Source organism: Anditalea andensis (assembly GCF_000714815.1).
GTDB classification, from domain to species: Bacteria; Bacteroidota; Bacteroidia; order Cytophagales; family Cyclobacteriaceae; genus Anditalea; species Anditalea andensis.
The window spans coordinates 132,521-152,020 of record NZ_JMIH01000014.1 but is presented as its reverse complement, the minus strand read 5'-3'; the positions used below and the strand labels follow the sequence as shown (position 1 = coordinate 152,020).

At 40.0% G+C, this 19,500-nt stretch carries 12 protein-coding genes; 4 read left to right on the top strand and 8 right to left on the bottom strand.

Annotated features, from left to right (window positions below; all coding sequences use genetic code 11):
* Window positions 1-97 precede the first annotated feature (97 nt).
* Window positions 98-1,057, top strand: a complete 960-nt coding sequence (locus EL17_RS04295) for a glycosyltransferase family A protein (RefSeq protein ID WP_164674957.1) — start codon at window positions 98-100, stop codon at window positions 1,055-1,057.
* A 9-nt stretch (window positions 1,058-1,066) separates the two neighbouring features.
* Here the strand turns inward: EL17_RS04295 and EL17_RS04290 are convergent, their stop codons facing one another.
* The 4 genes from EL17_RS04290 to EL17_RS04275 all read right to left on the bottom strand — a co-directional run bounded on the left by EL17_RS04290 (window position 1,067) and on the right by EL17_RS04275 (window position 5,225).
* On the bottom strand, window positions 1,067-2,338 hold the full coding sequence (locus EL17_RS04290; protein ID WP_035070664.1) for a M16 family metallopeptidase: 1,272 nt from the start codon (window positions 2,336-2,338) through the stop codon (window positions 1,067-1,069).
* A complete protein-coding gene (gene porV, locus EL17_RS04285) occupies window positions 2,338-3,549 on the bottom strand; it encodes a type IX secretion system outer membrane channel protein PorV (protein WP_035070661.1) in 1,212 nt (403 codons plus the stop codon). The genes EL17_RS04290 and porV overlap by 1 nt, the downstream gene beginning before the upstream one ends.
* Before the next feature lie 324 nt (window positions 3,550-3,873).
* Window positions 3,874-4,575, bottom strand: a complete 702-nt coding sequence (gene pssA, locus EL17_RS04280; RefSeq protein ID WP_035070658.1) for a CDP-diacylglycerol--serine O-phosphatidyltransferase — start codon at window positions 4,573-4,575, stop codon at window positions 3,874-3,876.
* The gene (locus EL17_RS04275) at window positions 4,572-5,225 is read right to left on the bottom strand and encodes an MBL fold metallo-hydrolase (protein WP_035070655.1); all 654 of its coding nucleotides are present in this window, start codon (window positions 5,223-5,225) and stop codon (window positions 4,572-4,574) included. The genes pssA and EL17_RS04275 overlap by 4 nt, the downstream gene beginning before the upstream one ends.
* A gap of 57 nt (window positions 5,226-5,282) precedes the next feature.
* Between EL17_RS04275 and EL17_RS04270 the strand changes: the two genes are divergently transcribed.
* Genes EL17_RS04270 through EL17_RS04260 form a run of 3 tightly spaced genes read left to right on the top strand, consistent with a single transcriptional unit; the run spans window position 5,283 to window position 10,599 of the window.
* Window positions 5,283-6,335, top strand: a complete 1,053-nt coding sequence (locus EL17_RS04270; protein WP_035070652.1) for an NAD(P)/FAD-dependent oxidoreductase — start codon at window positions 5,283-5,285, stop codon at window positions 6,333-6,335.
* 21 nt (window positions 6,336-6,356) lie between these two features.
* On the top strand, window positions 6,357-9,692 hold the full coding sequence (locus EL17_RS04265) for a PD40 domain-containing protein (RefSeq protein ID WP_035070649.1): 3,336 nt from the start codon (window positions 6,357-6,359) through the stop codon (window positions 9,690-9,692).
* 28 nt (window positions 9,693-9,720) lie between these two features.
* Window positions 9,721-10,599, top strand: coding sequence for a YicC/YloC family endoribonuclease (locus tag EL17_RS04260; RefSeq protein WP_035070646.1), 879 nt, complete (start codon window positions 9,721-9,723; stop codon window positions 10,597-10,599).
* A gap of 242 nt (window positions 10,600-10,841) precedes the next feature.
* Here EL17_RS04260 and EL17_RS04255 read toward each other — a convergent pair whose 3' ends face one another.
* The 4 genes from EL17_RS04255 to sov all read right to left on the bottom strand — a co-directional run bounded on the left by EL17_RS04255 (window position 10,842) and on the right by sov (window position 19,495).
* Window positions 10,842-11,516, bottom strand: coding sequence for an energy transducer TonB (locus tag EL17_RS04255; RefSeq protein WP_035070643.1), 675 nt, complete (start codon window positions 11,514-11,516; stop codon window positions 10,842-10,844).
* A gap of 74 nt (window positions 11,517-11,590) precedes the next feature.
* Window positions 11,591-11,968 carry a VanZ family protein gene (locus EL17_RS04250; RefSeq protein ID WP_035070640.1) on the bottom strand — a complete coding sequence of 126 codons (378 nt, stop codon included), beginning with the start codon at window positions 11,966-11,968 and terminating at the stop codon, window positions 11,591-11,593.
* A gap of 10 nt (window positions 11,969-11,978) precedes the next feature.
* On the bottom strand, window positions 11,979-12,356 hold the full coding sequence (gene gcvH / locus EL17_RS04245; protein WP_035070637.1) for a glycine cleavage system protein GcvH: 378 nt from the start codon (window positions 12,354-12,356) through the stop codon (window positions 11,979-11,981).
* 62 nt (window positions 12,357-12,418) lie between these two features.
* On the bottom strand, window positions 12,419-19,495 hold the full coding sequence (gene sov / locus EL17_RS04240) for a T9SS outer membrane translocon Sov/SprA (RefSeq protein ID WP_051719806.1): 7,077 nt from the start codon (window positions 19,493-19,495) through the stop codon (window positions 12,419-12,421).
* Window positions 19,496-19,500: the final 5 nt, after the last annotated feature.

Genomic DNA, 19,500 nt, shown 5'->3' with positions numbered 1-19,500 from the left:
GTAATGTTCCTGTGAGCAATATAAGGAAATTAGAAATCAAGTAACCCTGATTTTCCTGTATTTTAGAAAGTAATCCTGATAATCTATATTAAATATTTTGAAGCACATATCTTCCCATATAGTTACGGTGATCTGTACGGTTTATAATCATGAAGCCTTTGTAAAGGAAGCTTTGGATAGTGTCAAAGATCAAAGCCATACCAATTTGGAAATATTTATAATAGATAATGGCAGTCAGGATAATAGCCGGGTTCAAATAGAAAAGTGGGTTATGTCCAATAGCGAATTAGATATTAAAGTCATCATTCGGGATCAAACCATAAATTACTGCTCATCCTTTAATGATGCCCTATTTGAGTCATGCGGAGCCTTTATTATAGATCTATCTGGAGACGATGTCTTATTACCAGGTCATATCGAAGCTTCTTTGGTCACCTTATATAAATATCCACAGGCAGCTGTCTGCTTTTCTGATGCAGAAGTTGAAGAGGCTGATGAACAAAAAAAGTTTTATGAGATGAATAAATTCGGACCTCCAATTCATAGGTTTGGCTATGTATATGAATCGGTCATTGCCCACTATTGCATCAGTACAGTGACATTGGTTTTTAGGGCGGATCATTTGAAAAGCGAAGGCGGATATGATGGAGCATTGGTTTACGAGGATTTTGACATACTTTGCCGGTTATCTAGGCAATATCCCTTTTGTTATAACCCTCATGTAGGTGTGAAGAAAAGGATACTACCATCTTCCTTTTCAGCATCCCAGTATAGTAACCGTGCTTCCTCATTATTGGGAAGTACACTGCGGGTGTGTCAAAAAATAAAGCAGATGAACCAAACCGATATTGAAAATTTGGCACTTTATAAAAGGGTCATGTACGAAGCATTCCATGCTTTGGGCTCGGCTAATTTTGATATAGCGAAGGGGTTTTTGGATATAGCCAGAGAGCTATTGCCTCGATCACTTAAATTGAGAATTTTCAGCATCTGGTATAGCTTAGCCATTGATATCTCCAGTATATATCCTAGCCTGAGAAAGTTGCGGAAGAAATAAGATGTCTTTTTACCCTACCACTACTTCAAAGATACTCTCCCTATTAAAATATGTTTGGGCTATATATTGGATATCTTCTGCTTTGAAAGTGCGGATATAATCCAATTGCTCTTGATAAAAACTATATTCCATACCGGCTTGGTGGATGTTTTTGAACCTATTGATCAGATCAAATGGCGAACTGAAATTGGACATGAAATGGCCGATCATGTAGTTCCTTACGGTTTCCAATTCATCTTCGCCTACGGGTTCATTTTGTAATAATTCTATTTCCTTATAAACTTCTTCTATAACGACATCGGCAAAACCTTTTTGTACATCCGCCATTACTATCCAGTAATCAGAAAGCCGCAGACTGCCTATTGAGCTATGGATGCCATAGGTGTGACCTTTATCTTCCCTGATATTTTTGATCAGCCTGCTACCAAAGTATCCTCCCAGTATGGTGTTGAACAGTACCAAAGCATGATAGTCCTTATGGTCCTTTGGTATAAGGTGTTTACCAAGTCGGATGGATGATTGAACAGATTTCTCTTTCAGTTCGGAAATACGCTTTTCGGGAGAAATGGTAAAGTCAGGAAGAATGTCTTCTAAATTTAAGGTAGGTATATTGCCAAATAAATTTGACACGAGATCAAGTTCATTCTCCTCCAGATTTCCTGTTATAAATATTTCAGGGTTGACCATAAAGAATTTATCATAAAAATCTACAAGGTCTTCTCTGCTTACATTTCTGACATCGTCTTCATCTGCGATAAACCCATAGGGGTGATCCGTGCCAAAGAGTCCCTTTCGGTACAGTTGATTTGCCCTTGCACCATTTTCGGTTTTTTGAATGGAGATAGTCAGTTCTTTCTGTGATTTTCTTTTGGCCAGTTCCTTTTCGGGAAATACTGCATCAGTAAACAATGTTCTGAACACCGGCAAAACATTTTTAAAATGCTTCTTGGTGGTCAGCAGGGACATGCCGCTCTGCTCAAATGAACTGATCACGTCTACTTCTGATGCGTAATGGTCAAAAAAATCATCTATGACTTCTGACTTCATTTCTTTAGTGCCCTCTAACAGCATGTGCATCATAAAAAAGGGTACCAGTGCTTTTTCTTTTTGTAGGAGGTGCTTATTGGCCTCAGTGACCAATTCCATTTTTACTGCATCTAGTTGAGGTGTTTTGATAAAGTAAAGGGCCACTCCATTTTTGAGCATCCTTTTAATTGGAGGTATTAATGTTATATTTTCAGGGATTAAAAATTCGGGTGCGGTAGTCCTGTCTAGGGCCATTATCTAGGAATATTATATACTAATGAAAATCTTAATGTTTCTGCTAAGGGATGGTTCTGCACCTGGGGTACTAAATAGGAGAAATCAAAGCCAAAACGCTGGTGTCTGAAACCTACGCCCATCGTAAAGTATCTTCTGCCTCCCTTGTTTATGTTTTCATAAAAGTAGCCGGTCCTGACCATGAATTTATTATCATAGGCATATTCTGCGCCTATAGATATCATATATTCTTGGAGTTCTTCCCTAAATCCTCCGGGAGCATCTGCAAATGAAGTAAACATGCCGTCGATCAAAGGTCTGTTGGGGTCTCTTCCTGCTTGGATGCTGGGGTTGCCCTGATTGTCAAGTATCAGGTTTCCAAATTCATCCCGCTGATATATAGGCGGGGTAGGGACCATTAATTTATTCACATCCAGGGCTATGGTCAACCTGTTCATTTCATCTAAAGGGATTTCTAAAGCTGTTCCCAATCTGAAATTAGTGGGAATGTAATCCAGGTCATCAACACTATTGTAAGTGATTTTAGGGCCTATGTTAGAGATATTTGCTCCCCATGACCACAAAGCTTCTTTTCCGGCTATTTCTACTTCTTTTCTATAATATATGCCTATATCTGTCCCTACACTTACACCAGGTCGGCCTTCATTACCTCCTCCTGCTCCTACATATCCTGAGAGATTTGAATGTATGAATCTTGCTGAGATACCTAGCGATAGATTTTGCGATAACTGCCGGGAATAGGTCCCCCCGATGGCAATATCCCTTGGTGTAAATTCACCTAACTCATTTCCCCAAAGATCTGTTAATATGATTTCACCCATATTAAAATAGCGAAGATCAAAACCAAATGCTGAAACGGCATCGATTCTCTTATATCCTGCCAGGTAATTTAAAGACATGTCAGGTACCAGTCTTCCCAGCCAGGGGGAGTAGGAAAGAGAAAATCCCATATCACTTTCAATAAATGCCAGCTTTGCAGCATTCCAGTGTGCTGAATTGGCATCGGGAGAAGTAGCTACTCCTACGTCACCCATACCTGAATGCCGGCTGTCAGGAGCGAAATTCAAGAATGGTACAGCTGTAGTGATAGGTCTGCGATTTCTGTCCTGACCAGATAGAAATACTGAATTTTGGCCAAAAGTAGTCGTGGTCGTTAAACCTACAATGGATAGAAAAAATAATTGCTTTAAATAATTTCCCTTTATTTTCATTGAATAAGTAGTTTCCCGCTCTTTCGGTCCTAGCCGCCATCTGCTTCTGACCGAAGCACTAGTTCGTAAATATAAGTCCCTTTCGCCGGATATTTAGTTTTGCTCTGTAAAAAATCAATTGCCTACCATCCCTAAGCGCGTAAGCTTCTGGATAACGTATTGCCACTTTAGATATTTCACTTCCCAATATATTAAAATTTTTTAAGTTCAGGTGAAGTTTTCTTCATATACGAAGAGACGGGCTTATTATTTATAATTGCTATAGCTACTGGGTTGAATTTATCCGCCCTGATAGTATCTGGTTCAGAAACCTTATCATCTCACTTAGCCCTGTGTATTCTTTAAAATGGCGTTTTCTATTAATGAAAGCCCCACATAAGAAATGATTACCAAGGGTATCCCCCCTAGTCCTAACCATAATACAGAAACAATAGAAATAAGCAGAACAAGGTACCTATAGATGTTATCCTTAACCCCAAAATTTTTAAATTTCAGGGCAATCAGGGGGATTTCAGCTACTAAAAGTAAAGACATCACCACTGATAATCCAGCAAGAAAATAGTTATTGATGAGTAAATCCGCCACCCATTCTACATGAAGTGCCGTAAAGGGCAGCGCGGAAAGGAGCAAAGCATTGGCTGGGGTAGGCAGCCCTATAAATCTTTCCGTTTGCCGGGTGTCCACATTGAATTTTGCCAATCGGATCGCAGAGAATACTCCAATCAAAAACGTAATGAAGGGCAGATAGCTTTCATTATTTATATCCATCATCATTTTAAATATGATAAAGGCAGGCAAAACACCAAATGTAACGAGGTCTGCAAGTGAGTCCAGTTCTTTTCCTATATCGCTGCTTACCTTCAGCATTCTTGCTGCAAACCCATCAAAGAAATCAAAAAATGCCGCCAAAAGGATAAAATAGGCTCCATAGTAAATATGGCCTTCCAGCACAAAATAAATACCTGCCATACCTGAGATTAGGTTAAGGCAGGTAAGGGTATTGGGAATATGTCTGATAATGTTCAAAATGAGGCGTTTTTACCTACAAAAGGGTTGTTGATTTTTTCCATACCTATAGTGGTAATGGGGCCATGTCCAGGATGGACTACTACTTCATCTGGCAAGGTAAACATGCGGTTTTTAATGGCATCCAAAAGCGTCTGATGATCACCGCCGGGAAGGTCGGTTCTTCCTATACTGCCTTCAAAAAGAGTGTCTCCCCCTATACAGTTAAGGCTTTCTTCATGGTAAAAAATCACATGTCCAGGAGCGTGTCCGGGGACCCAGATGATTTTCAGGGATGTGTTTCCAAAGGATAGCCTTTCTCCATCTTGAAGGTAGTGATCTTCCTTGGAACTTTCATACTGCTGGAATCCATAATTGCCGGCATAGGTTTCCACTGATTTAAGTACAGGGGCATCCTCTTCATGGAGATAAAGGTCTACCTTATAGTGCCTTTTGATAAAGGCATTTCCCAAAACATGGTCTATATGGCAGTGGGTGTTGAGTAGCTTTACTACTTTTAGCGCTTTGCTTTTGATATAAGCAGTAAGTAAATCTTTTTCTTTTTGCTCATAGCAACCTGGGTCTATGATCACCGCTTCCCTGGATTCGTCATAGAGGACATAGGTATTTTCCATAAATGGATTAAAAGTAAATGATTTTATTTCCAGCATTTGGCAATGATTTAAGATATAAACCCAAAATAACGAATAAAGAATTTATTTTTGGGTATGGAAGTAGATTTTTTACTCATAGGACAGGGCTTAGCGGGGACGATCCTCGCGCATCGGCTCAGATCAGCAGGCAAACAAGTAGGTATAATAGACCTAGCTAAAGAAAATAAAAGCAGCAGGATTGCTGCTGGACTTTATAATCCGATCACTGGCAAAAAATTGGTTAAAACATGGAATGCGGATAAAATTTTCCCAGAAATAGAAAGGCTTTACCAAGAATTGGAAAAGGAACTTGGAGTAAAAATCCTATATCCCACTGCTATATATAGACCTTTTTTGTCCATAGAAGAACAAAATGAATGGATGGGTTATAGCAGTGAAGATAATTTTGAGGACTATATTGAAGAAATCAGAACAAAGTCTTACTATCAGGAAGTAAATGATTCTTATGGAGGAGTTTTGCTAAAGAATTCAGGATACGTAGATATCAATACCTTGCTGGATGCCTATCAGCAAAAACTGATCGGGGAGCGGGTTCTTTTGGATGATGCTTTTCAGGAAGATCTGCTTAGGATACGGGAAGATGGTGTATTATACAAAGATATAAAGGCAGGTGCTATAGTTTATACTAATGGCTTGGGAGCTATGAAAAGCAGGTTTTTTGAAAAGCTCCCTTTTGCTCCGGTCAAAGGGGAAATTTTGGTATTAAAGCAGCCATTTATTCCTAAAGAAATAATAAACCGGGGAGTTTTTCGTATTACATTACCCAATGGTACACACCGGGTTGGGTCTACATACAGTTGGGATGACCTAGATCAAGGCCCTACAGAAAGGGCCAAAAAAGAGATACTAGAAAAATATGAAAAGCTGATCAAAATACCTGAAAATACAATAATAGAACATGCCACCGGAATAAGGCCCGCTACTAGAGATAGAAAACCGATTTTAGGAAAACATCCTGATTATAGAAACGTTTATATCTTCAATGGTCTCGGTGCCAAGGGCGTTTCATTGGCTCCCTATTATAGTTTGCAAATGAGGGATCTTTTGATTTTTGACAAGGAAGTGGAAAAAGATGTTAATATAAGTCGTTTTTTTAAGTATATTTAAGACATAGTTTACCTTATATACATGAAGCAAAGATTACTGCTAGGATTGATTGCTGTGCTTTTTATAGGCGTTATACCACAGGCAAGTGCACAGTTTGATAGGGAGCGGTTTGGTAAAAACCGGATCCAGCATAAAAATATGGAATGGTCTTTCTATAGTTCAAATAACTTTGAAGTATATTATTATGATGGCGGCCAGGCCAATGCCCGCATGGCCATAGATTATCTTGAGGCAGAATTTGATAGGATTACCCAGATGATAGGCTATGTGGCCTATACCAAACCTAAAGTTTTTATATATAATTCAAGAGAGGACCTGCTTCAGAGTAACCTTAATTTAAATACTGATGAATATACAGTAGATGGACAGACATTTTTTTCCAAACTTCTGGCAGAAGTTCCATATCCAGGAGAATGGCCTGCATTTAAAGAAGAACTGATATATGGTGTCTCAAGATCCATAATAGAAGAAATGCTTTATGGTTCTACGATCGCCGATGCTTTCCAGTCAAATCTGATCAATAGTTTTCCAGCCTGGTTTATAAGTGGTGCAGCACGATATTTGGCCAAGGGCTGGGACCGTGAAATGGACGATTTTGTCAGGCACTATCTTCTGGACAATGCAAAACCAAGACTATACAGGCTAAGGGAAGATGAGGCTGAGCTGGTAGGTCAGTCCATCTGGAATTTTATAGTAGAGAAGTATGGTAAAAGGTACATCAGCAGTATCCTTAATCTTAGCCGAATTAACAGAAACGAGGAAAACAGCATAGCCAATACCATAGGGGTGAATTATCGTACATTTTCTGAACAGTGGAGAGCTTATTATGTAACACTTAATGAGCCTGTCATGAGCAGCTTTAAATCAATCAATGAAAATAATGTCATAGCTACTACCAGACCACGAAGGCAGGGATTTATCAATGATATCAAATTTAGCCCAGACGGTAAAAATTTGGCCTATGTAATAAATAGTAACGGTAAATATAGACTTGTCATCCGTGATCTTCAGGATAATCGTGAGCGTGTCATTTATCGTGGTGGTTTTAATGCAGATGACCAAGAGCCCAATTTTACTTCTCCGGTGATCGCGTGGAGGGATACCAGTAGTATAGCTATAGCCACCTTCAAAAGAGGAATAACTACTTTACGGTTAAGGTCCATAGATGGGGGGGGCTCAGATAAGATCTTCTTACGGAATATAACCCAGATCATGGATATGGACTTTTCTCCTAATGGGAGAAATATTTTAATGTCTGCTATATCTAATGGGCGAAGGGATATATATACTTTAAATTTAAGAGGGCAGGGTAGAAGGCTTACCAATGATGTTTTTGATAACATCACTCCCGCTTTCTTGAACGACAGCACCATTATTTTTTCTTCCAATAGAGTAGATCTTCCCGATACGGTGATGAACAGCAGGATTTTTGATGTACAGCAATTGCCCCAATATTATAATTTATTTAAAATGGAGGTGGGAGACTCAATTGTTACTACTCGACTTACCAATGCCAATACTAGAAATTATCGTCCTAGGGTATTGAATAGGAACTTTATTCTTCATCTGAGTGATCAAAGTGGTATTATGAATGTAAGCCGATATGGGCTGGGCAGTACTGTTTCCAGTCAGGTGTCTGCATTTAATAAGAGCATAGTAGCCTTTGATTATTCACAGCAGACAGGACGCTGGGCTTATGCTGTACAAGATGGTATTCAGAATAAACTGGTGGTGGAACAGTTTCCCAATCTGGACCAGTTTACACCTAGCACTCCAAGGGTACAGGTGACCCAAGCCAAGCAGCTTAACCAAAGGATAAGTACCAGAAGAGAAAGAAGGCCGACAGCCCCTGAGCCTGCTCCAGATCCTGAAGATGTGCCAATAGCGGATCAGACCCGTGTGGACACTACCCTAAATATTAATCTGGAGGAAGTATTGGGGATATCAGTAGATGCTAGTGACACCATTCCAAGTAGGACCGGAACTATAGCGACAGATAAGCTGAGGTTTGAAAGAAGAGGGGGAATTGATACAGAAAATTATGTTTTTGATACCATACCTGATCTTACAGTAAGGCCTTCTAGATTAGCTGGTGCTGGAAGGAGTTCTGTACTGGAAGCATACCGGCAGCAGACTTTGCAGAAGAGGGTAACCGGACCTACTACATATGTGCCGAGATTTATAGCGAGTAGTTTAAATACTTCATTTGTGGTAGATCCTCTAAGAGGATTTGGGATTAGTTTAAATGCAGAAATGACAGACTTACTGGATAACCATTCTTTTACAGGGGGTATCATGGCTGCATTGGACTTTAGTTCCGGGTCTGACGTGTTTTTTGAATATGAATATCGAAAACAACGTATAGATGTTCGGGCAAGATTTGACCGCCGTGCATTAATGTGGAGTGAAGGTACAGACACCTATCAAAGATATGTCCTTACAAAAGCCGAACTAGGTTTTTCCTATCCATTTACCGTGAATACCAGGTTGTATGCCGCTCCCTTTTTTGCTCAGACCCAATATTTTAATCTTAACCCAGATTCGGTTATAAGAGGTGGCGAGGGCCCTGATAATCGACTTGATATTAAATATGCCGGCGGAAGGGCCGAAATAGTAATAGATAGGACACAGCAACTTGGTCTTTATCTGGAGCAGGGCTTTAAAGGAAAGATAGGTTACGTCCACTACCAAGGCTTAAGTGCCAGTGAGCGATCTTTTAGTAATGCTTACATGGATTTTAGGAATTACCAGAAAATTTCCAAAAACATTACACTTGCTACTCGTTTATTTGCAGGATCCTTTTTTGGTAACAATCCACAGTCGTATTTAGTAGGCGGGATGGATAATTGGCTGTTTAATAGATTTCACCAACCCCCACCCAATAGGCCTGAAGCGAGTCCGGTAAGAAATCCGACGGGCATAGAGAACTCCGATATTTTATTTGCTGAATTCGTAGATTTAAGAGGATATGACTATGATGAAATTAGAGGAAATAATGTGGTGACTTTTACGGCCGAACTTAGAATTCCGCTATTTTCCTATTTATCCAGGGGCAATATAGCGTCTAATTTTATAAAGAACTTCCAATTAGTAGGCTTTTATGATGCAGGATCGTCATGGTCTGAAGCTCCCCCTTGGGAGCGGGTAAATGATCAGAATACTGAAGTGATCGACACAGAAGGGTCGCCATTCCGAATAACCCTCAATAATTTTAATAATCCCTGGCTTCAGAGTTATGGTGCTGGATTAAGAACTGTGCTTTTGAACTATTATGTAAAATTTGATGTAGCAAGGCCTATTAGAAATTATGCAGTGGAGAAGCCACGTTTTTATGTTACTTTAGGGTACAATTTTTAATAAAGATTTATATTCTTAATAATTTATAATGATTAAATCCATGACGGGCTATGGTATAGCCAATCTAGAAAGTGAAAAGCATATCATCAATGTCGAGGTAAAGACACTTAATTCTAAGTTTCTGGATCTATCGCTTAGAAGCCCTAGACAGTTTACCGATAAAGAGCTTGAGATAAGGAATATTGTAAGCGCCTATCTAGAAAGAGGAAAGGTAAATCTCTCCATAGAGTTTGTGTCCAAATCAAATAATGATCTGCCGGTACATATAGATGAAGAGCTATTTGTAGCTTATTATGAAAAATACCGCTCAATGGCCAGTAAAGTAGGTATAGATTCAATAGATTTATTTAAAATGGCTGCGCAATCTCCAAATGTCACCACTGCTATCACCGAGAAAACAAGTAATACTGAAGATTGGGACCTTGTGAAACAAGTAATTGAAGATGCTTTAGTACACTGTAATGAGTTCAGGGAAGATGAAGGGGAGGTTTTGATGAGCAAGTTTAAAGAAAATTTGGAAATATTGAGGGGGTCACTAGCTAAGGTCAAATCAGAAGAGCCTTTGCGAAAACAAAGAATCAAAGACAGGATTACCAATAATTTCTCTGATTGGCTGGAAGAAAATAGTTTTGATGCCAATAGATTTGAGCAGGAATTGATATATTACTTTGAAAAACTGGATATTACCGAAGAAATAGTCAGATTAGGTACACATTTGGATTATTTTGATAAAATCATGAATTCTGATAAAAGCCAAGGCAAAAAGCTCGGATTTATCAGTCAAGAAATAGGACGGGAAATAAACACTATCGGTTCCAAAGCCAATGATGCAGGTATTCAAAGACATGTTATCGTGATGAAGGATGAACTGGAAAAGATAAAGGAGCAAGCTTTGAATATATTATAATCTGATGGTTTTGGCTGGCTATAAAGTGCAAGGATTAGTGCAAATAGTTTAATTGTTGATCTTGCCCGCTTGAAGGATAAAGTTATATGAACAGCTTATTTTTATCATGCTTTAAAAGCTAGTAAAAAGTAGGTCCAGTAAACTTGCAGCCCTGAATTAAAATTCCTTCAACGCTGGTAACAGCACGATAAAAAATGTTAAGAAATAAAAAAGGGAACCATATGGCTCCCTTTTTAAGTATATTAGCTTAGTTTGAATCTTATTGGTAATCTCATTTTTACCCTTACTGGTCTACCTCTTTGGCGACCTGGCGTCCATTTTGGAGCAGCCTTTACCACCCTTATAGCTTCTTCATCGCAACCTCCTCCTATACCTCTAAGGACATCCACATCCTGAATAGATCCATCGGTGTTTACTACGAATACAACGTAAACAGTTCCTTCTATACCCATCCTTCTAGCTTGAGTAGGATATTTTAAGTTACTGCTAAGGTATTTGTTCCAGCCTTCAAATCCACCGGCTGGCTCTGGAGGATTCTCCACTACATCAAAGATTGCATCCGCTTTTTCTTCTACAGGTGCATCTGCTATTACGATTTCTTTGATAACTGTTTCTTCTTTGACATCTACGTCAAAGTTTACTTCAATTTTCTCCTCAATTTCCACCTCATCAGGAATCTCTTCTATGATAGGCTGCTCTACCGGCGGCGGTGGCGGTGGGGGCTGTTCCGTGATCGGAATATCCAATAATTCTTCGAAATCATCGTCGATCGTTCCAAGATCCTTTAAGCCAAAATCTTCATATGATTTGTACTCAAAAGCAAATAGAACAAGACCAACACTGACTGCAAGACCAATATTCAGGAACAGGCCTGTTTTTTTGGTCAGATCAGCTTTGGGTGTTTTTTTAGCTTCCATGGTAATTACTTATAAGGTTAATAAGTTCGTCTTTTGTCAGTAAAGAGATAACAATTCTAACTAATTATTTTTATTTATACAAGAATACTTTTATTCTTATGTAAGTAAGCAAATAAAATCGTCCCTGCTACCACTCCTAACACATTAAATAGGATGTCCAGATAGTCAAATGCGCGCCCTGGAACCATTCGTTGCATGTATTCTACTAAGATAGCAAATATTAAAGTAAAAACTAAATATATAGGAATAAATTTTCTTTTTTTTACTTCTTTATTTTCTTTAGCTATAAATGCACGGGCCCAGAGAAAGGAAAGTACCATAAACAAAACCAGATGGACTATCTTATCTAGACCAATTGTATTGGGTACGTCAGGCAACTGTTCACCAGGAGTAAGTAGTCCCACCAGTAATAAAAGCGTCCATACTATAGCTGGAATGAATCTGTTGCGCACGTTTGTAAGATTATTGGCCCAGCAGTTCTGTATATGCTTCAGAGGATAGCAGATCATCTGGAAGATCACCGCTGATTTTAACTTTGATCATCCAGCCTTCTCCATACGGACTTTCATTAACTAGCTCCGGAGAACTTTCCAAATCTTCATTGAACTCAAGGACCTCACCTTTTAAAGGCATAAATAAATCAGAAACTGTCTTTACAGCTTCTACAGTACCAAACACTTCACCGTGCTCAATAGTTTCACCTAACGTTTCTACTTCTACATATACGATATCGCCCAGTTCCTTGGCTGCAAATTCTGTGATACCGATAGTAGCAATATCACCTTCAATTTTTACCCATTCATGGTCTTTAGTGTACTTCAGTTCTTTTGGAAAATTCATATGTTTTTAATTATTGCTTTGTTGTTTTCTCAAAAATACACCCTTTAATCAAATACTAAAACCTATTGGCTTAAATTAAATCTTAATTGGCCTCCAAATGCTGTGGAACTCCTTCGGAAGGCGGTGGATATTTTGGGGTCATTTATAGTTTTATCAAAATATAGGGTGATCCTAAGGTTTTGGTTTATTAGATACCCAATCGTAGGCCTAAATTGAATATTTAAATTTCCGTTTGTCAAAGTACTGATTTCTTCTATTTTTCGCTGTATAGTGCGGGTATCCACCACACGGGTAGATAGCCTCAGTTCAAGGTCATTGTTCAGTACCTCTTGCCTCCCCTGAATTTTGAAAGGGATTTTAACCCCCGCTTTTGTATAACCTAGGTCAAAACGAAAGTCTTTACTGCTTTGTTCTGTCACTTGTGCATTTGAAAAATTTAACCCTATGTTTCTTTCTGTATTGTATTCAAAGCCGATGTTCATCCGGTCTTTGGTTAGTAAATTGACTCCCAGCAGGGGCGCAAACCTTTCTGAAACTACTATTTGATTGAGGATAAACACAGGTATATATGATCCAAATTCATTGGTCAATGTAGCTTCTGGGAACTGCTGCACCGAATTATACAATTCCAACCCGTTTTGGTAGAGCAGCGAATTAGAAAAATTGCTCGCATCAAAATTAGAGGTATAATTGTGTGTTAAATTTATGCTGGAGAAATATTCCTGGAGGGCCGGCACTCTGGAGAGCCCCCTATATTCCAATCTCCAGTTTGGCAATGGTATCCTAGGAAATGATGTCAGGCCTACATCCCCAACATCCTGCCCGGAATATGCTGCCAGGAATGAGGGGATAAGGACATCCTGACCATTTATGTTATATTCACCTCCTGGATTGTTTGTCTGTAGTCTGGCTTGTATTATTTCCCTATATCCTTCAAATCTACTGAAAAGAGGAGAATTGTTTTGCCTGTCATCCCTTGAAAACGTGGTTCTGATCATGTTGTAGCTGATACTGTAGGATCCAATTCTGTTGGGATTAACCGAAAGGTATTCAGCATCTAAAAACTCATCTCTTCTAAAAATCTCATTGTATTCCCCCATTTCTCTTTTTCGGAAATCAACATTTAATCTCATATCCCGGATAGGTTCTATCAATGCATTGATTTGAAGATTAATGGCCTGGTTTTGTCGAAATGTCTGTGTAAGTTCAGGACTTGGTGCTAGCATCCCCCTATTGGCCAAGTCAAACCGGATATCACTGCTCTGATCTCCTAGGATAAAACCTAAGCCAGGATTTAGAAAGCTTCTGTCCATTCCAAATAAACCTGTCTCTGCCATATATCCAGGCAGAAATGTCCCTTCTACAATCCCGTATCTAAAGTTTATTTCTTTTAGCATCATCGCAAACTTGAACAGGTCGTTGGAGGTTCCATCCATATTAGACCTCTCTTCTGATTGTCTACCAGGTATAGAGGGCCGCCGAGGGGCATTGACTTCGCGTAATCGTTTATTTTTGTTGTATAATCTTATAAAGTCCAGCTTCCCATTTATACTTCTGTCCCTAGTGTTTTGAATAATGTTTCCTAATGTGTCCCTTTGGCCTATTGCACCTGTAAACCAGCCATATGTAGCCTCATATCTTAGGTCTGCTTTTATCCAATCGGTCACTGGAGATTTATCCAGCGGTACGGTATAGTTTAAGGTGGCCTGGTGATTATAATTAGTGGTCCTTCCTAGTCTCCGGACATTCATTCTTACAGAGTCTATTTTGGCATCGGTATTTAAATCACCTTCCGGTTCATCTACCACAGCATTTATCCGACTGTTAAAATCAAATCTCAGATTATTGGTCAAATCCCAGTTAACACCATAAAAGCGATTGATAAAAAAGCTTTTTTGAAAAAGTGGATCCACTCCTTCAGTCCCTAATCGGTCATTTCTATATTGGGTCCTCATGAAATTCCTATCCACATCCATTCTGGCAGTAATCATGGAAGGAGTAAGGTTTAAATTAAAATCCCTGAGTAGTTGTAGATGGCTACCTCCCAGAAATCCCACGTTTTTGAAGGGTTCGATGACGATGGGCCTGGGCTGAAAAGTGTAAAGGATATTTCCTCTGTAAGTCTCCCAATCATAACTTTGTGTTCTTATATTGGTCTGTCTGACTGATCCATAAGCATAAGAAACCGCAAAGTTTTCCAGATCATAGATCCTGCTTTTTGCTTCTACATTGGTACGGAGTTTTCTCACATTATTAAAACTTATGTTCCTTCGCCGTACTTGATCGAGTACCATACTTCTGTAGGCTTCGCGTTCAGCAGCTGTCTGAAATTTAGATATTGCCAAATCAAATGGTACATCTGGATTTAGAGGGTCGAATTCAGGAGTCGTGGTGGTGTTTTCCATACTGACATACATAGGGATGCTGATACCCAGTACTTCAGGAAGTAGTTTGTCTACGTTGACATTGGCGGAGACATCATATTGTGTAGTTGATTCTCTGGATCTTTCTGAGAGCCTGGTTTCCAATCCGCCAAATCCGAATGTATGATGTCTGATAGAGGAAGAAATAACCGCCACATCTGCCAGCTGTGCATTAATTCTGGCATTTGCAGCCCAGCCAGCGGACCTGTTGAAATCGGTGACTCTGAGTTCATTGGCCCAAATGCAAACTGATTTGCTGGCTCCCCCAGATGAGCCAGGATTTTTGATTCCTATCATCATCCCCTGTACAAAGCTGAGTTCCGGCCTTCCTACCACCGTCACCTTATACTGACGTACCTGTCTGCTGAAAGCTAGGTTTTGTGGTACTCTGTTCTGATCTCTTTCAACTTTTACCCCTACTATTTCGTTGATGGCGATATCTATCTCATTTTCCAAAGGCCAGATCTGACGGGGGTCTCGAGTGCCTTTAGGCGTGATCATAAGGGGTACTTCTATTTCATAATAGTTATCTGTATAGTCAGTTCCCAATCTTAAAAATGCTGTCAGGTCTCCATCTTGGGCATCATCACTGTCTGCATGTAAAAACATTTTTATCCGACCGTATTGTACGAGATCTTCACTTACATTTTTAAACACAGCCCTTGCGTCCCTGGCAGCCAGATTATCTACACACAGCTGAAGGGATTGCTCATTTAGCAGCCGCTCCACTGTGGAGGTATTGTCCCTGTCTCTTTCGAAGCCAGGAGGAAGAACATATGGGCTTTGGGTGGCACTACCTGTAGCATTTTCTTCGATGTTGACCACGCCTACACGGAAGTTTGAATTATCAGGTTCTGGTACCTCTGCAAATCCCCTTTGGAATAGAGACTCTTCAAAGGTACGCCATTGGCTGCCCACCATTTGGAATTTGGTCATCCTTAATACTACAGGCTGCTCAAAGTCTGTCAGATAAGTCCTCATGAAACGTATGGATTTAAACCCGGCTATATCGCCCTGTACCCTATGAGGCTGCCTTACAGGGATTCTAAACAGGTACCAATTCACTTCTTCTCCATTTTCAACGTGGGTCACCTGATCAAATATATGGTTTCTGCCCACGGTCATTTCTGTAGGTACCAAATTGATGGTATACTCGTAGTAACTTTCTACCTCATTGATGGTGTTGTCATTATTAAGGTCTTCATTATCCGGTAGATTACTTCCTGCAGGAGTATAAGGTAGGTTGTTGTTAGCAGTAATAGGCGTATTGCCTTCCATACCGTTAAATTTCTTATACCGCTCTAAAATTTTCACATTGTTTTGGTCAAATGTTTCGTCAAGGTAATATTGGAAATCATCTGCCGATGGATCCTGGACGATCTGCTGAAGGGGTTCAGGATTTACGTTCAGCCTATTGATATACCTTTCAGCAAAAAAAGCTGCCTCTTCTTCACTGCTGAGGCCATCTAAACCTACATCTTGGTTTATCCGTGCTTCAGGACTATTATCAAATGCAGGGGTTAAGAATTGCTGTCTGGTTATTCTTCCCCATTCGTTTACCACTGTCTGAGCAGGATCGCCATCTTCTGGAAGACCATTTTCAAATGCATGCCTTCCATCCCTGATGATGTCTTCTGAGATTTCGCCTAGGTTAAAAACCAGTTTTCCTCCTGTGGTATTGTTTTCATTGAATATTCCGTCCAATACACGGCCGTTTTGTCCCTGAATGAAAGGGTCCATTAACCAAAATTCTATGTATTCTATATTGGTTCTATCAAAATCCACTTCAGAAGTGATAGCCCTAGAGATACCACCATAGTTCTGTTTTGGATTGGGCAGAAGCCCTTCTCGGGTCAAATTGGGATTGTAATTATACATTCCTCTTTCATGGGGGAAATATGCCATTTCAAAAAGGGGCTCTGGGGTAATGATAACATCACGGTATCTTTCACGGAAGATTTCCTGTGGGATAACCCTTCTTACATAATGGTTTTGTCTATCTTCCCGAGCTATATTAGTCGGCACTCCTGGACCAGATTCTCTGTAAAATACATTATCAATGGAATACCAGGCTAATCGGGCTCTCCTATAGGCATTGCCTAGCCGGTCTTCTGTCTGAAAACTTAGATCAAACAAGTCATTGTCCGTAGCTGGCGTAGCAGCGAGTTTCCAGTTTTGGGGATTTGATCCCAGACTAAAAGGGGTGACAGCTGTCTCAAAGTCATCTATGTAAGAGGTGCCTTCGCCGTTTACCTGATTAGAAGTCCCGGGCAGAAGTTGGGCAAATTCTCCACTGAACTGAAAAAGGGATTTTTCTTTCGTATTCGTAAAAGGCAGGGCGTCCGTAAGTTTTGTTAAAAATCTGGATTCATCACTGTAATTTAAATCAAGACCCCACATACTGTTTCGGATGGTTTCGTTACCAGTGTTGATACGTGTAATATTGGGCCTTTCATTTAGATAAAGGAAAGTACCACCCATGGTAAAGTTCTCATTGAAGATATAATCAAACCGAGTACCCAGTAAGCTCCGGGTTTGAAAGCTCACAAGGTCGGCTTTTTCAAAGGAGATGGATATTCTTTTACCTGAAGCCAAGATGCCTTCATTTATGATTACGACCCTACCTATATTGTAATCTACTGTATAATCAACTCCTTCTACCAATGGAATATTTCCTGCCTGAACGAGCACAGAGCCTTCGGATATATTGAGTCCAGGAAGCATTATTTCGGATGAAGATCCGGCGTTTAAACTGCCTTTGATAAAAAATTTATTTAGTCTGGTAACAAGTTCGGCATCTGCCTGAGTGGTCCTGTACAGTGTATCATATACGTATTTATCTATCAGGTTTGTTTCTCCAGGTAAAAATTGCGATTGCAATGTCTGTCCAAAGGGTTCCAGTACCGGAAATGCCATGAGGCCACGTTCGGGCATAATGGTAAGTCCTGGTACAAAATCAAAGTTACCATCAGGCTGAGGGTCATTTTGAGGGTTGAGATTATCCAGGCCTGTCAGGCGAATAAGGGGTCTGTCCCTAGTGTTTTGTCCTTCCAGTAAGCTGGGGTTATCTAATCCTGTCCGGTCATCTCTATAGATAATCTGTAACTGAAAGCCTTCCCTTTGGACCTGGTTTGCATTGAGGTTGTAAATGTTTTTCATCATCAGGTCCCAGGTAGGTATTCTGGTATTGATGCTGGCGGGCCGGAGCATTTTCATAAACAGTACCTCGTTTTCTGGACGGTTCTGGTAATCTTCACTCAGCTCTCCCACTTTATATGACTGGCCATTATAGGTATATTCGTAAGACACAGCCACGACTTCATCATTTTGAAGCTTTCTGAATAGGGAGAGATATCCCAGTTCTCTATGAAATGTATATTCAGTAGGAGCAAGTCTTCTGGCGCCATTGATCTGAACGAAATCCCTACCTGCGGCCAGCCCCATACCGCTGGCCAACGCCTGTGCTGCCTGGTCAAAAGATCTATAGGCTGCATTTTGGGTTAGATTGGCAAATAGTAGGTTGGCATTATTGGATGCCGGCGACTGAGGTATACCTGTTCCGATATTGGGGTTTTCAGGGCTCAATAACCTTCTTCCTTCGCCCAGATCGGTAAAAGCAACAAAGTTTCTAAGGGTTTCTGTATTATTTGCCCTGTTCATGATATATACTTCCACTCTAGTAATATTTACACCCGACAGTACCTGTGGTAAACCTCTTAGCCATCTTTCATAATTGTCACGGAAAAAATGGCCTAAAAAAAAGTGTCTGTTTTCATCGTAATCAGATGCTCTCAATTCAAAAGGCCTGCCCTGGTTACCTCCTTCTATTATAATTTCATCCCTTCGGCCTCTTTGGGTAGAGGCTACAGAGGTCATGAATAATTTACCGAACTGTAGTTGGGTTTTTACACCAAACAGGTTTTGGGCCCCTTGGATAAGGCTATTCTGAACGGGCATGCTCACATTTCCTATTTCTACACTTTTTACGATGTCCTCTTCAAAACCCACATATTCCACCTTTAGCTGATTTTGGAAGTCAAAGGAATTATTAGAGTCGAAATTGGCACCTATCCGCATTTTCTGTCCTAGCGTACCGTTTACTGCCATCTGAATCTGCTGGTCAAAGTTGAACCCTCCGTTTCTTTGCTGCCGCACAGGGATAGCGGGGTTATCTATTCTCCTATATATACCACCAAAATCCAAGTTGACATTGCCATTTGGCACAATATTGATTTCATTTCCCCCAAAGAGTCTATCAAAGACAGGACTCACGGTCATGGGAGGGATCAGCCCTCTACCACTGACAGCGCTTTCCCCATCCTGTCCCCTGGACCGGCTTCTCCAGTATTCTTGCCGGATACGAAGTTCCTGCATTTTTGAATAATCGTCGAAATCATAGTTATATCCCGGATTGATAAGGGCAGAATCTAGTTGCTCAGAAATATTGTAACGCATTACAGAATCTATTTCTATTTGTACATTTTGTTCTGTAGGTGGACTTAGCTGAAAAGGTGAATACCTTTTGGACAAAGGATTTTGTATAGGAAATAATGGATTGGTATTAAAATTGTTCCATAATAAAAAAGAACGTAACTGTTTTCTTTTTTCCAATGAATCCAGCCTGGATTGAATGGTATCCGTCGGCAGAGTATCTCTTTGGACTGGAAGGGGAGATGCTAAAGCTATAAATGGTGTTAAAAGTAAAAAAAATATCATCAACA